The 14,128-nt window shown below is 64.5% G+C and carries 13 protein-coding genes; 7 read left to right on the forward strand and 6 right to left on the reverse strand.

Annotated features, from left to right (window positions below):
• Window position 1: 1 nt before the first annotated feature.
• Window positions 2-604, reverse strand: a complete 603-nt coding sequence (locus PSEMO_RS14100; protein WP_075803608.1) for a TetR/AcrR family transcriptional regulator — start codon at window positions 602-604, stop codon at window positions 2-4.
• A 127-nt stretch (window positions 605-731) separates the two neighbouring features.
• On the opposite strand from PSEMO_RS14100, the gene PSEMO_RS14105 reads away from it, so the two are divergent.
• The 4 genes from PSEMO_RS14105 (at window position 732) to PSEMO_RS14120 (ending at window position 6,034) form a co-directional block, all read left to right on the forward strand.
• The gene (locus PSEMO_RS14105; protein WP_075803609.1) at window positions 732-1,970 is read left to right on the forward strand and encodes a serine hydrolase domain-containing protein; all 1,239 of its coding nucleotides are present in this window, start codon (window positions 732-734) and stop codon (window positions 1,968-1,970) included.
• Between the two features lie 9 nt (window positions 1,971-1,979).
• The gene (locus PSEMO_RS14110) at window positions 1,980-3,077 is read left to right on the forward strand and encodes a polyamine ABC transporter substrate-binding protein (protein WP_075803610.1); all 1,098 of its coding nucleotides are present in this window, start codon (window positions 1,980-1,982) and stop codon (window positions 3,075-3,077) included.
• A gap of 137 nt (window positions 3,078-3,214) precedes the next feature.
• The gene (locus tag PSEMO_RS14115) at window positions 3,215-4,036 is read left to right on the forward strand and encodes a TorF family putative porin (protein WP_075803611.1); all 822 of its coding nucleotides are present in this window, start codon (window positions 3,215-3,217) and stop codon (window positions 4,034-4,036) included.
• 150 nt (window positions 4,037-4,186) lie between these two features.
• Entirely contained in the window at window positions 4,187-6,034 is a 1,848-nt protein-coding gene (locus PSEMO_RS14120; RefSeq protein WP_075803612.1) for a CocE/NonD family hydrolase, read from the forward strand.
• Window positions 6,035-6,166: 132 nt separating this feature from the next.
• Here the strand turns inward: PSEMO_RS14120 and PSEMO_RS14125 are convergent, their stop codons facing one another.
• Window positions 6,167-7,090: a carbon-nitrogen hydrolase family protein gene (locus tag PSEMO_RS14125; protein ID WP_075803613.1), complete on the reverse strand. Its 924-nt coding sequence runs from the start codon at window positions 7,088-7,090 to the stop codon at window positions 6,167-6,169.
• Between the two features lie 85 nt (window positions 7,091-7,175).
• Here PSEMO_RS14125 and PSEMO_RS14130 point away from each other — a divergent pair, with 85 nt between their 5' ends.
• Window positions 7,176-8,075: a LysR family transcriptional regulator gene (locus tag PSEMO_RS14130; RefSeq protein ID WP_075803614.1), complete on the forward strand. Its 900-nt coding sequence runs from the start codon at window positions 7,176-7,178 to the stop codon at window positions 8,073-8,075.
• A gap of 121 nt (window positions 8,076-8,196) precedes the next feature.
• Here PSEMO_RS14130 and PSEMO_RS14135 read toward each other — a convergent pair whose 3' ends face one another.
• Genes PSEMO_RS14135 through pedF form a run of 3 tightly spaced genes read right to left on the reverse strand, consistent with a single transcriptional unit; the run spans window position 8,197 to window position 10,329 of the window.
• On the reverse strand, window positions 8,197-9,123 hold the full coding sequence (locus PSEMO_RS14135; RefSeq protein ID WP_075803615.1) for a quinoprotein relay system zinc metallohydrolase 1: 927 nt from the start codon (window positions 9,121-9,123) through the stop codon (window positions 8,197-8,199).
• Between the two features lie 8 nt (window positions 9,124-9,131).
• Window positions 9,132-9,887, reverse strand: a complete 756-nt coding sequence (locus tag PSEMO_RS14140) for a quinoprotein dehydrogenase-associated SoxYZ-like carrier (protein WP_075803616.1) — start codon at window positions 9,885-9,887, stop codon at window positions 9,132-9,134.
• 4 nt (window positions 9,888-9,891) lie between these two features.
• A complete protein-coding gene (gene pedF / locus PSEMO_RS14145) occupies window positions 9,892-10,329 on the reverse strand; it encodes a cytochrome c-550 PedF (protein ID WP_075803617.1) in 438 nt (145 codons plus the stop codon).
• Window positions 10,330-10,683: 354 nt separating this feature from the next.
• Here pedF and exaA point away from each other — a divergent pair, with 354 nt between their 5' ends.
• Both exaA and PSEMO_RS14155 read left to right on the forward strand, forming a co-directional pair.
• Window positions 10,684-12,471 carry a quinoprotein ethanol dehydrogenase gene (exaA, locus tag PSEMO_RS14150; protein ID WP_256721139.1) on the forward strand — a complete coding sequence of 596 codons (1,788 nt, stop codon included), beginning with the start codon at window positions 10,684-10,686 and terminating at the stop codon, window positions 12,469-12,471.
• Window positions 12,472-12,648: 177 nt separating this feature from the next.
• Window positions 12,649-13,302: a pentapeptide repeat-containing protein gene (locus PSEMO_RS14155; protein ID WP_075803619.1), complete on the forward strand. Its 654-nt coding sequence runs from the start codon at window positions 12,649-12,651 to the stop codon at window positions 13,300-13,302.
• Between the two features lie 94 nt (window positions 13,303-13,396).
• On the opposite strand, the gene PSEMO_RS14160 is transcribed toward PSEMO_RS14155, so the two are convergent.
• Window positions 13,397-14,029, reverse strand: coding sequence for a response regulator (locus PSEMO_RS14160; RefSeq protein ID WP_075803620.1), 633 nt, complete (start codon window positions 14,027-14,029; stop codon window positions 13,397-13,399).
• Between the last annotated feature and the right edge of the window lie 99 nt (window positions 14,030-14,128).

Below are 14,128 nucleotides of genomic sequence, written 5' to 3' on the forward strand. Positions count from 1 at the left end.
TTCACACGCCCAGGCCGTCCACCAGGGTCTGGGTCAGCTTGCGGATGCGCCGCTCGTGGGCCTCCAGGTCCGGCACATCGTCCTGCACCAGGCGCATGAACAGGGTCGAGCTGTAGTCGTTGAGGAATTCAGCGACGAACGCCACATCGAACGACGCCTTGAGCAACCCGCGCCCCTGCAACTCCCGCAGCAGTTCCGCCACCTCGTCGATCAGCCGCCGGTTCAGGTGCGAGGCGGCCTCCGGTCTCGGGGTCAGCAGCCCCAGCGGCAGCAGTTCGCGCCAGATCGCCGCCGGCAAGGCTTCCAGCTCGCGACGGATGATCCGCGACTCCAGGTGACACATGGCATCCACGGCATTGTCGAAGGCCGGCATCTGTTCCCGCGAATCGGACAGGGCACGCTGGTCGGCACGCTCCATCAGGGCCAGGAGAATGTCCTGCTTGGTACCGAAGTAGTTGAACACCGTCGGCGTGGAAACCCCCACCTGCCCGGCGATCTGTTCCACCGTGGTGGCGTTGAAGCCTTGCGTCTCGAACAGCCCCAGGGCCGCCTCGAGAATCGCCTCGCGGCGCAGTTCCTTTTGCTTCTGGCGTAGTCCGCTCACTCGTCTTCCTCGGCAGTCTGTGCAAGGTGCTGATTCTAGTAAATTTTCAATTCAAATGAAATATTTTATTTGACTATAAAATTTAACGAAGATAAAAACTTGCCATCACCACCGCAGAGAGCAGTTCATGAGCAACGAGTTCACCGAGGCGCTACGCAGTGCCTATCGTGCCGGCAATCCAGCCGCCGTGCCGTTGATGCAGGGGTTTCCACCGCCCCCGGAACAACGGGTGACCTGGCACAACTTCATGACCCCGCCGCACAATCGCTGGGCCTTCCAGAACATGGAGCGGATCCGTCCGGGTATCGTCATCGAACGCGGCAGCCAGCCGGTCAGGGCGCTGCCTGCCGCCGCCAATCACCTGGAGGACTTCAGTTTCGAAAGCGCTTCGGGCGACATCCTAAGCCTGCACGAGCACCTCAAGGCCACCCACACCGATGGCTGGCTGGTGCTCAAGGATGACCAGTTGGTGCAGGAGCTGTACGCCCTGCACCACCAGCCCCGGCAGCGGCACATCATGTTCTCGGTGACCAAGTCGCTGATCGGGATGCATGCCGAAGAGCTGGTGCAGGGCGGCGTACTGGATGACCGTCTGCCGGCCCTGCATTACGTCCCGGAATTCGCCGGCAGTGCCTTCGCCGATGCCAGCGTGCGCCAACTGATGGATATGGCGGTAGGCATCGACTACGACGAGGTCTACGACGACCCGGACTCCGGCAGCTTGCACTTCGGCTACGCCTGCGGTCTGACCCCGGCGCCCGAAGGTATCCACGTCTGTGCCTCGCTCTATGAATACCTGCCGGGGATGCGCAAGCGCGGCGAGCATGGCGGCTTCTTTCACTACGTCACCGCCGTCACCGAAGCCCTCGGCTGGGTGATGGAACAGGCCAGCGGGCGCAGTTGCGCGCAGATGGTCGAGGCAGTCTGGCGCGAGCTGGGTTGCGAGCGCGACGCGTTCTTCGTCGCCGATCCCTGGGGGCGCAATGTCACCGGCTGCGGCTTCAACGCAACGCTCCGGGACATGGCGCGCTACGGCCAGTTGCTGCTGGACCGCGGCGAGTGCAATGGCCGCCAGCTGATTGCCCCGGCGGCCATCGATGCCGTATTGGCCGGCGCCGACCCGGCGATCTACGCGACCAACGAAGGCTTCGCCCAGTGGAGCCCTGGCGCCACCTACAAGAGCCAGTGGTACGTCTACCCCGACGAGGCGCTGCTTGCCGTGGGGATTCACGGGCAGATCCTCTATGTCGACTTCCAGCGCCAGGTGGTGATGGTCAAGCAGTCCTCGCAGCCGGAGGCCGAGAGCATCCTGGACATCGACACCCTGCGCCTGATCCGCGCCCTTGCTGTCTCACTACAAGAATAAGGACGAGCCATGCACCTTCGACACCTTGCCAGCGCCCTGCTCCTCGGCGGCAGCAGCCTGCTGGCCCAGGCCGACCCTTTGGGCGGCGAGCTGCGCATCTACAACTGGATCGAGTACCTGCCCAAGGATGTCCTGCAGGACTTCCAGCAGCAGACCGGAATCCAGGTCACCTACGACGTCTTCGATAGCCCGCAGACCCTGGAAGCGCGCCTGCTCACCGGCACGGCCGGCTACGACCTGGCCTTCCCGAGCAGCAGCCAGGTGCCCAACCTGATCGGCGCCGGCGCAGTGATCCCGCTGGACCGGGCGAAACTGCCGCACTGGAACCAGCTCGACCCGCTGTTCATGGAAGAACGCGACCGCCTCGATCCCGGCAACCGCTATACGGTGCCCTATCTGTGGGGCAGTACCCTGATCGGCTACAACCAGGCCAAGGTCGAGGCGGTGCTGGGCCAGGGCGTGGACATGCGCAACTACGACCTGCTGTTCAAGCCAGAAAACATCGAGAAGCTCAGCCAGTGCGGCGTGGCGATGCTCGACAGCCCGACCGAAGTGGTGCCGATCGCCCTGCACTACCTGGGCCTCAACCCCGACAGCACACGCCAGGTCGACTACGACAGGGCCGAGGCCCTGCTCAAGTCGATCCGCCCTTACGTGCGCTACTTCAACTCGGCCAAGTATCCGCAGGACCTGGCCAACGGCGATATCTGCGTGGCCCTGGGCTGGTCCGGCGGCATGCTCGCGGCGCGCAACATGGCCCTGGCCGCCGGCAATGGCCAGGACATCCGCCTGGCCCTGCCACGCCAGGGCACCTTGATGTGGTCGGACGACATGGTCATTCCCAAGGACGCGAAAAACCTCGACCAGGCCCACGCCTTCATCGACTTCCTCCTGCAGCCAGAGGTGATCGCCCGGGTCAGCAACCAGATTGGCTACCCCAATCCGACCCCGGCGAGCAAGGCACTGATCGACCCGCAACTGCTGAACGATCACAACCTGTTCGTCCCTGACGAAGAGCGCCGCCTGTTGTTCCAGACCGAGCCGCCACAACGCCAGGTCCTGCGCATGCTCACCCGTATGTGGAACCGCATCCGCTCCAACGTCTGAGCGCCTCTTCACCCTGAATGCCCCGAGGTTCGCCCCGTGCCGAGCCTGCGGACCCGGCTTGCCCGGAAAACCCATAACAACCAGCAGTACGCAACGCCCTTCTCTGCCAAAGCAATCACAACAATGGAGCAGATGTAATGAAGCAGTTTGCACTTCGTGGCCTGGCCAGCGCCTTGCTCGGCCTGTCCGCCACCGCCCAGGCCCTCGACCTGACCCCGGAAACCTTGCTCGATATCAATATCGGTCTGGCCAGCGACTACCGCGTCGGCGGTTTTTCCCTGAACCAGGATGACGGCCCCGTGCTGCTCACCTCGGCAACCCTGGTACACAAGCTCAGCGGCCTGTATGCCGGGGTGTTCACCGCCAACGTCGACATGGGCACCCAGAGCAATCGGGAATGGGACTACTACGTCGGCATCGCCCGGCCGATCACCGAGAACACCCGGTTCTCACTCTCCTACGTACGTTACGAATACCCCGGTGACAGCTGGATCAACTTCGGCGAGTTCATCGGCACCTTCGGTTATCGCAACGCCACGGTTGGCTTCAAGTACGCCAACGACCTGCGCAACCCGCCGGCCCGGGCGGCGGCGGCGGCCCAGGTGGATCAGCTGATCCAGTGGGGCGTGCTGCCGGCGGATGCGGCCATCAGCAAGCGCGACAGCCACCGGCTGATCAGCTGGGCCGAGTACGACTTCTACCTGCCCTGGCAGACCAAGCTCAACCTGCGCTACGGCCATACCTCGACCCCTGATGAGCAGGCCTGGCTGTCCGCCAGCGGGCACTACCGCAGCGACTACAACGACTGGCAGGTGGCGTTGAGCAAGCGGGCATTCGGGCTGGAGTGGAAGGCGGCGTACATCGACACCGACCTGTCCGAGGCGGAGTGCCGCAACAACTTCGGCAAGGGCGGGGACTGCTCGGCGACGGTGGTGTTTTCCGCCAACCGGCGGTTCTGACACCCCGCGCCCCCAGCCCTGCACAGGCCCCTGTGGGAGCTGGCTTGCCAGCGATAGGGCCCGACCAGACAACCACTTTGTTCCTGCTGACCTCATCGCTGCAAGCCAGCTCCCACAGGTCCGCGCAGTGCCATTCAAACGGGATAACCCATGTACTTCAAACACGCGCTATACCTCACCCTGGCCCTCACCCTCGGCGCCTGTGCCACCCCGCCGCCGCCCGAGGGCATGCCCCCTTCCGACCGCAGCTTCCAGCCCTTCTGGGCCAAGCGCGTCACCGGCTACATCAGCGCCGACGACGGCACCGAGCTGCGCTACTCGGTGCTCCTGCCCAAGGGCGAAGGCAGGTTCCCGGTGCTGATCCGCTACAGCGGCTATGACTCCGGCAGCATCGGCGGTTCCGCCTACCTGGAGGACAACGAAACCTTCTCCGTGGCCATGGACAAGGACCTGGTCGAACGCGGTTACGCGGTAATGGGCGTGCAGGCCCGGGGCACCGGTTGCTCCCAGGGCACCTTCGATTTCCTCGGTCGCGAATACGGCACCGACGGGCGCAACGCCGTGGAATTCGCCGCCACACAGCAATGGTCCAATGGCAGCGTCGGCATGTTCGGCTGGTCCTGGGCCGGCATGTCGCAACTGATGACCGCCTCCGAACGCCCGCAAGGCCTCAAGGCCATCGCCCCGGGCATGATCCTCGGCGACGCCTACACCGACAGCTGGTCCCAGGGCGGTGTGCCGAACCAGGAGTTCACCACTACCTGGCACTGGTTCGTCGACCAGCGCTGGGAGGCGGTCAAGGCCAGCGCGAAGAGCGAGGGCGACCAGCGCTGCCTGGCCCAGGTCGCGGAAAACCAGGGTAAGGTCGGCAAGACCTCCCTGATGTACCAGATGCTCCGTCATCCGCAGCACGATGAATGGATGAAGCAGCGCGCGCCAAGGGATCGCGCTGACCAGGTGCAGGTCCCGGTGCTGTCGATGCAGGCCTGGCAGGACGAGGCGGTGCTGGCCCGGGAAGGCTTCTACCAGGAACGTCTCGATCCGCAGCGCCTGTGGATGGTGCAAAGCAGCGGCGGCCACAACCTCTACGAGTCGGAGCGCTTCCGCCAGAAGCTCTATGCCTTCCTCGACCACTTCGTCAAAGGCATCGGCAACGGCTTCGAACGCACGCCGCATCTGGAAATCTGGCAGGAAACCGTGGCCGACCAGCGCGAAGGCCGCCATCAGCCCAACGAAACCGCACGGCCGGGCTGGACCATCGAACGCCACCAGTACCCGCTGCCGGTCAAGCCGGTGAGCTTTGCCTTGAGTGAAGACGGCGAGCTGATCGAAAACGGCCAGGGCACGGGCAAGCCGGACGCCTACCTCTATCCGATCCCCGGACCGGATGTGAACACCTACCTGAAGGACCATGCCTGGGGCTGGCAGCATCCGCTATGGCGCCAGGGCAGCGTGGCCTATACCAGTGCGGCCTTCGAACGGGACTTCCTCAGTTATGGCAGCGCCAGCGCGGATATCTGGCTGTCGACCTTCCTTGCGCCGGACACCGATGTGCAGGTGACCATCACCGAGGTGCGGCCGGACGACAAGGAGGTGTTCGTGCAGCGCGGGTGGTTGCGCATGTCCAACCGGGCACTGGATCAGGGCAAGTCCACGGAACTGCGGCCGGTACAGCTCAACGAGCCGGATGCGCTGCAGCCGATGCAGCCCAATGTGCCGGCACTGGGCCGAGTGGAGATCCCGCCGTTTTCCCATCCGTTCCGCAAGGGTTCGAAGCTGCGGATCTGGATCGATGCGCCGTCGCGGACCGGGGGGTATGGGTTTGCCTATTACGCGCTGCAAAGCCGCAATTCGGTGTTCCACGATGCACAGCATCCGTCGCGGCTGGTGTTGGGGGAGTTGACCGGAGTGACGGTTCCGGAGGATCTGCCGGAGTGCAACTCGGTGCTGAAGCAGCCTTGCCGGCATGATCCGTTGTCTTCGTGGCCGCCGTTTTGACCACTGATCTGTAGTGCCTCTACTGGCCTCATCGCTGGCAAGCCAGCTCCCACAGGTTCAGCGGTGCACGCGATCCCTGTGGGAGCTGGCTTGCCAGCGATGAGGCCGGTAAAAGCACAGAAAGACTATGGCTTAGCGCCGAAACTCCACCGTCCGCTTCTCCCGCTCATCCACCACCAGCGAAAACACATCCGGCCGCGCGTAGTGCCCGACCACATCGAAGTCATACCGCGCCCGCACCAGTTCCTCCAGATCGATCTGCGCCGTCAGCAAACCCTCCTCGCCACGCAGAGGCCCCGCCAGCACCTCGCCCAGCGGCCCGACGATCACGCTGTTGCCCTGGATCAGCGGCCGCTCGCCGTCCCATTGCGGCACCTCGATCCCCAGCGCCTTCGGCGACGGCTGCACCTGACAGGCACTGACCAGGAACAGGCGCCCCTCATGCGCGATATGGCGCATCGACGCCTGCCACACATCGCGCTCGTCCACCGTCGGCGCACACCAGACCTGCACGCCCTTGGCGTACATCGCCGTGCGCAGCAGCGGCATATGGTTCTCCCAGCAGATCGCCGCGCCGAGCTTGCCCACGGGTGTGTCCAGCACAGGCAAGGTCGAGCCGTCGCCCTGGCCCCAGATCAGGCGCTCGGTGCCGGTGGGCATCAGCTTACGGTGCTTGCCGACCAGGCCCTCTTCTGGCGAGAAGAACAGCGCGGTGCAGAACAGCGTATTGCCCGAGCGCTCGATCACCCCGATCACCAGATGAGCACCGGTGCGCTGGGCCAGGCCGGCCAGTTCATCGGTCTCGGCACCAGGCACATCGATGGCGTTCTCGTAGTAACGCTGGAAGGCCTTGCGGCCCTCGGGCAGGCGGTAGCCGAGGTAGGTGCCGAAGGTCTCGCCTTTCGGGTAGCCGCCCAGCAGGGCCTCGGGCATGACCACCAGGCCGGCGCCGGAGGCCTTGATGCGTTCTTCGTAGGCGAGTACCGCCTCGAGGGTGGCGGCCTTGCCCTCGGGGCGTGAACCGATCTGCAGCGCGGCAACGATGGAAGTTGGCATGGGTCTGTCTCGCTTGTCGTGGGTGGATTGAGGCATAGTCGCCAGCGCCGCGTTATCAATCAATTCAGTGCAGGCACCATCTGATATGAGCCAAATCGATATCTGGTCGCTCGACCTCAACCTGCTGAAAGTCTTCGAGGCCCTGTACGAGGAAGGCGGCGCCGGGCGTGCGGCGATCCGCCTGGGGATTACCCAGTCGGCGGTGAGTGCCGCCCTCGCCCGCTTGCGCCTCGTTTACGGCGACCATCTGTTCGAGCGCACCGGGCGCGGCTTGCGGCCGACGGCGAAAAGCGAAGAACTGCGCCCGATCATTGCCGCCGGGCTGGAGAAGTGTCGGCAGAGCCTGTTGCTGGTCAGCGGCGCGGGTGCTGCGTTTCATGGGCGCACCGTGGCCCTCGGGCTGTCGGACGATCATGAACTGGCGATCGGCCGGGCGTTGATCGATCTGGCCAAAGAGCGCGCGCCCGGCCTGCGCCTGCTGTTCAAGCAAACCCACAGCATGCTCGCGGCAGATGCGTTGATGAGCCGGCAGATCGATCTGGCCCTTACCGCTGGAGCCATTGCTTCACGGGCGCTGGGGCGGCAGGTGTTGGCGAGTGGTGGCTACAGCTGTCTCAGCGCCGTGCCGGGTGAACTGGGGATGGAGGATTTTCTCCGGCGCGGGCATGTGCTGGTGTCGTCCGGGGGCTATGTCGGGGTGGTGGACGAGGCGCTGGCGGCGCTGGGGCAGAGCCGGCGGGTCGAGGCGTCGACCACGCATTTCGCGGCATTGCCGGCGTTGTTGCAGGGGAGCGAGAGCATTGCCACGCTGCCGATCCATGCGGCGCTGGCGTTGGCGCGGTTGTCCGGGTTGGTTTGCCTGCCGTGTCCGATCGGGTTGCCGCGGTATTCCGTGGAATTGGGCTGGCGGGGGGACAGTGCGCGGGATCCGGTGATCCAGGTGGTAATGGAGATGGTGCGTGAGGTGGTCAAGCAGATGGAATGATGCGGATTTTCTTTGCTCTCACGGGCCTCATCGCCGGCAACGCCGGCTCCCACAGGGTGCGGCGGTGCACGCGGACCTTGTGGGAGCCGGCGTTGCCGGCGATGAGGCCAGTAAGGACACTCTATTGCTCGACCCGTGCCATGGCCGCCTGCTCATACCGCGGATACAGATGGCTAACACTGCGAATCAACTCATACTTGCCCAGCTTCACCATCGCGAACCGCTCGGGAATCGGCGTGGCGATCACCTCATTCATCTCCAGCCCGTTCGCCGCGCTGTCACGCAGCAGGTCATCCAGCCAGCCCAGGTAATCCACCATCTGCTCGAACGGCCCGCGATCCTGGCTGACCGGCCCGTGCCCCGGCACCAGCACCTTCCACGGCAAGCCCTGCAACCGCTGCAGATCATCCACCCACTGCACAAGCCCTGGACTGTGCGGCGTGGTCAGCGCACGCTGGTAGAACAGCAGGTCCCCGGTAAACAGCACCCCGGTCTTTTCATCCAGTACCGCGAGGTCGGCGCCGCTGTGCCCGGTGAAAGCCAGCAAGCGCAGCGGGTGTGAACCAAAGGTCTTCACGCCCGGCGCCAGCACCTGCTCCGGCAAGCGCACCTGGGTCCCGCGCATCCAGTCGCCGACCATGCGGTACATGTTCTCCGCCAGGGCATCGCCCTCCTTCGCCAACTGCGCCTTCGTCCCCGGCAAGGCGCCGATGGGCACATCGGCAAAGGCCTGGCTGCCCAAGGCATGATCAGGATGGTGATGGGTGATCAGCACCTGCACCACCGGTTTGTCGGTGATCTTGCCGATCGCCTCGCGCAGGGCCTGGCCATAGCGCAGCGAAGGACCGCTGTCGATCACCACCACGCCGGCCTCGCTGACGATAAACCCGGTATTGACGATATTGCCGCCATTGTCCCGGGAGAAATTCTCGGTGCTGCCTTCCAGCACCCAGGTGTCGGCGGCGATCTGGCGGGGTTCGAGACGGTAGTCCAGGTCGGCCAGGCTCGGCAGGCTGACAAGGCTCAACAGGCACAGCAAGGCTCGCATCCGGGACCTCATTCGATGGCGGCGTCGAAGGCATTGCCGTTGTTGTCACGCAGGCTCAGGCGTACCGGGCCCGGGCGGCGCAGATCGAACGACAGGCTGGGGTTTTCGCTCACGGCCGGCCACAGTTCTAGGGTCGCCAGGGACTGGCCAGTGGCGTCGAACAGTTCGGCGTGCTCGATGAAAAATTCCGGAATCCCGGCCATCAGGCCGTTATCCATGGGGTGCGAAACCGACAGGCGCAAGCGGCTGAAGTCCTCGCGGGGGTAGCGCCCGCCCAGCACCTGGCCGAGCCGCTCCTCCCAGCCCGGCTGGCTGCGCACCACGCTGGGCGCGGTACAGCCACCGCCGGCGGCGTCGATCAGGGTCGAACCGACATGCCAGACACCGTCCTCGGTCTGCACGGCGGCCCGCAGCGGCGTGGCCTGTTCGATGCGGATACGGATCGCCAGCCATGGCAGCACCTGCGGCCCCGGGGCAAAGTCGACGATCCGCGGCAGCGGGTTCAACTCGGCCCAGACCAGCATGCGCTTCACCGTACCCGGCAGCTCGCGGGCATCCACCTGCAGCGGCACCTGCCGGGCGTCCTCGGCGAACGGCGGCGCGACGACCTTGACCCGCTGGTCGAAGCGGTAAGGTTCATCGCCAATCCATTGCTTGCGGTAGAACTCCCACATCACCGAGGGCACCGGGTCGGGGCCCGGATCCACGGCGTAGGCCGGGGCGCCCATGCATAACGCCAGCAACAGCAACGGCACCCGGGTCATGGCATCACTCCGTGACGTGGACGCTGTCCAGGTAGGTGCGCACGGCCCAGAGCGCTTCCTGGCTCAGGTAGTCGGCCATCTTCGGCATGTACACGCGCCCGTCGCGCACCGAGCCGTGGCGGACCCGCTCGACGAACCACTCGTCCCCGGCAGCGCCTTCATCGAGCATGCGCAGGTCCGGGGCGATACCGCCGGACTTGGCTTCCAGGCCGTGGCAGGCCGCGCAGTTCTGGTTGTAGGCCGAAGCGCCGATGGTCACCGCTTCGTCATGCTGCGGGCTGTTGCGGTAGGGGTTTTCGGTGCGCCATTCCTCACCGAGCTTTTCCAGGTTGCCAGTATTGACCGCGGTCGGCGTGACGTTGCCATGGGCCAGGACCGCCCCTGCACTCACCAGGCCAGCCAGGAAAATGGCACTCAGGCAGGCGTTCTTCACTCTTGTCATTGTTTTGCCCTCGACTACTTCAGGTTGCACGATTTGCACGCGAAAACCTCTCTGGAGAAAGGTTCTGCCGGCCATCTTAGGAAGCACCCGGAGCAGTCCCCATGCTGCTTTGGTGGTCGCGGTCTACTCCGTTGGTAGTAGGGCTTGTGGGGCAATGCCAAGTCATGCCCGGCCTGGGAAGTTTTCCCGGCAAGGGCGGGAGTTTTTCCGTATCCGGGGTGAGGCTGGCGTTCCAGTCTATGCAGGCCAAAACCTCCATTGGGAAACACCAACATGACAATAAGATCGTTACCCGCCGCTCTCTCCCCTATCTCCCTGGCTGTGCAGGCCGTGCTGCTGGTCGGCACCCTGGCCATGGCGCCTGCCCATGCCAAGCCGGTTACCTGGGAAGACATCGCCGACGACCACAAGACCACCAACAACGTGCTGCAATACGGCATGGGCACCAACGCCCAGCGCTGGAGCACGCTGAACGCGGTCAACGACAAGAACGTGTTCAAGCTGACCCCGGCCTGGTCGTTCTCCTTCGGCGACGAGAAGCAGCGGGGACAGGAGTCGCAAGCGATCGTCAGCGACGGCGTGGTCTACGTGACCGGTTCCTACTCGCGGGTGTTCGCCCTCGACGCCAAGACCGGCAAGCGCCTGTGGACCTACAACCACCGTCTGCCGGACAACATTCGCCCGTGCTGCGACGTGGTCAACCGCGGTGCGGCGATCTTCGGCGACAAGATCTACTTCGGCACCCTCGACGCCCGCGTAATCGCCCTGAACAAGGACACCGGCAAGGTGGTGTGGAACAAGAAGTTCGGCGATCACTCCGCCGGCTACACCATGACCGGCGCGCCGACCCTGATCAAGGACGGCAAGACCGGCAAGGTCCTGCTGATCCACGGCAGCTCCGGCGACGAATTCGGCGTGGTCGGCCAGCTCTATGCCCGCGACCCGGACACCGGTGAGGAAGTGTGGATGCGTCCGTTCGTGGAAGGCCATATGGGCCGCCTGAACGGCAAGGACAGCACCCCGACCGGCGACGTGAAAGCGCCGTCCTGGCCGGATGATCCGACCACCGAGACCGGCAAGGTCGAGGCCTGGAGCCACGGCGGCGGGGCCCCCTGGCAGAGCGCGAGCTTCGATGCCGAAACCAACACCATCATCGTCGGCGCCGGCAACCCGGGCCCGTGGAACACCTGGGCACGCACCTCGAAGGACGGCAACCCGCACGACTACGACAGCCTCTACACCTCCGGCCAGGTCGGCGTCGACCCGAGCACCGGCGAGGTCAAGTGGTTCTACCAGCACACCCCGAACGATGCCTGGGACTTCTCCGGCAACAACGAACTGGTGCTGTTCGACTACAAGGACAAGGACGGCAAGCAGTACAAGGCCACCGCCCACGCCGACCGCAACGGCTTCTTCTACGTGGTCGACCGCACCAACGGCAAGCTGAAGAACGCCTTCCCGTTCGCCGACAACATCACCTGGGCCAGCCATATCGACCTGAAGACCGGGCGTCCGGTGGAAAACGAAGGCCAGCGTCCGCCCAAGCCTGCCCCGGGTGAAACCAAGGGCAAGTCGGTGGAAGTCTCGCCGCCGTTCCTCGGTGGCAAGAACTGGAACCCGATGGCCTACAGCCAGGACACCGGCCTGTTCTACGTGCCGTCCAACCAATGGAAAGAGGAATACTGGACCGAGGAGGTCAACTACAAGAAGGGCTCGGCGTACCTGGGCATGGGCTTCCGCATCAAGCGTATGTACGAGGACCACGTCGGCTCGCTGCGGGCCATGGACCCGACCACCGGCAAGATGGTCTGGGAACACAAGGAGCGCCTGCCACTCTGGGCTGGGGTGCTGGCGACCAAGGGCAACCTGGTGTTCACCGGTACCGGTGATGGCTTCTTCAAGGCCTTCAACGCCAAGACCGGCGAAGAGCTGTGGAAATTCCAGACCGGCAGCGGCATCGTCTCCCCGCCCATCACCTGGGAACAGGATGGCGAGCAGTACATCGGCGTGACCGTCGGCTACGGCGGCGCGGTACCGCTGTGGGGCGGCGACATGGCCGAGCTGACCAAGCCGGTGGCACAGGGCGGTTCGTTCTGGGTGTTCAAGATCCCGAGCTGGGATACCAAGACTGCGCAGCGTTGATCTGAAACAGGTCAAAGGGGGGTGATAGCCCCTTTGACCTGGCTTGCACAATCCCTGTGGGAGCTGGCTTGCCAGCGATAGGGCCAGACCTCACAACATCACTGTTCCTGCCGGCCTCATCGCTGGCAAGCCAGCTCCCACAGGGTATTGCGCTGACCTCTAATGACGGAGCTATCCATGAAATACCTCCCGCTACTCCTGACCCTCGCCATCACCCCTGCCTTCGCCGTGATCGCCGACGACGGCGACGACCAGCCACTGATCGTCAACGGTTGCGTGATCCAGCCGGAAAGCCAGTGCCCGAATGCCAACCTCGCCGGCGCCGACCTGAACAACCAGGACATGACCAAGATGAACCTGGCCGGTGCCAACCTCAAGGGTGCCGACCTGCGGCATGCCATCCTCGACCTGGCCAACCTGGAAAAGGCCCAGCTGCAAGGTGCCAACCTCAACCGTGCCAGCCTGCAACAGACCAACCTGCGCATCGCTGACCTCACCGGTGCCAGCCTGATTGCTACCCAGGCCTGGGGCATGTTCGCCCAGGGCGCCAAATTCAATGACGCCAACCTGAGCGGCGCCTACCTGGAATTCGCCCGCCTGTCCGGGGCCAAGCTGCACAACAGCAACCTGCAGGCCGCCGACCTGGAAATGACCTGGCTGAGCCGCGCCGACCTGCTCGGGGCGAACCTGTCGGATGCCAACCTGCAGGAAGCCAAGTTCGGTGAAAGCAATCTGGAAAAGGCCGATCTGCGGGGAACCCGCAAGCATTATGCGAATTTCCAGGATGCCAACATGGAAGGCTGCGAAGGCTGTCCCAAGACCTGGGATTGATAGTGTTTCCACTGGCCCAATCGCTGGCAAGCCAGCTCCCACAGGGTTTTGCGTAACCTGTGGGAGCTGGCTTGCCAGCGATGAGTCCCTCACGTCAGGCCGCGATCCTGAGCAACCCCGTCTCGATCGCCAGATGCACCAGCTCCGCATGGGAGCTCACCTGCAACTTGCTCTTCAACACCGTCAGGTAGTTCGACACGGTCTTCCCGCTCAAACACAGATGCTCGGCAATCATGCGCATCGGCGTGCCCTTGGCCAGCATCAGGAAGATCTCGGTCTCACGCTGGGTCAGCCCGCCCAAGCGGGCATCCTTGTCCTCGGCCCGATGCGGCTGGGTGGCCAGTTGCGTGGCCAGCGCCTGCTCGATATAGGCATGCCCCGCCAGCACCCGGCGCACCGCTTCCAGCAGGGTCGCCGCCGCCACCGACTTGGACAGGAAGCCACAGGCCCCCGCATCCAGCGCCTGGCGCACCAGCCCCAATTCGGTGTGTTCGCTGAAGAACAGCACGCGCAACTGCGGCAGGCGCTGGCGCAAGCGCCGGGTGGTCTCCAGCCCGCTGATACCGGGCAGGTCGAAATCCATCAGGACCAGGCCCGGCACCTGCTCCTGCACCCGTAACAAGGCTTCTTCACCGGAGGCGGCTTCGCGCACCGGCAGTTCTTCGGCAAGCACGGCGCTCAGGCCCAGGCGCAGCATGGGATGGTCGTCGACCAGCAGGATGTCCATCGGCGTTTTCTCTTTTGTTATCGCCACAGCCCCATGCTAGAGCGCTGCCCAAGCTCTCTGCCTACTACTTTGGTAGCGCTTTTGCTGTCGATGGTCGCA

It is taken from the genome of Pseudomonas putida (genome assembly GCF_001941965.1).
In the GTDB taxonomy this organism is placed as follows: domain Bacteria; phylum Pseudomonadota; class Gammaproteobacteria; order Pseudomonadales; family Pseudomonadaceae; genus Aquipseudomonas; species Aquipseudomonas putida_L.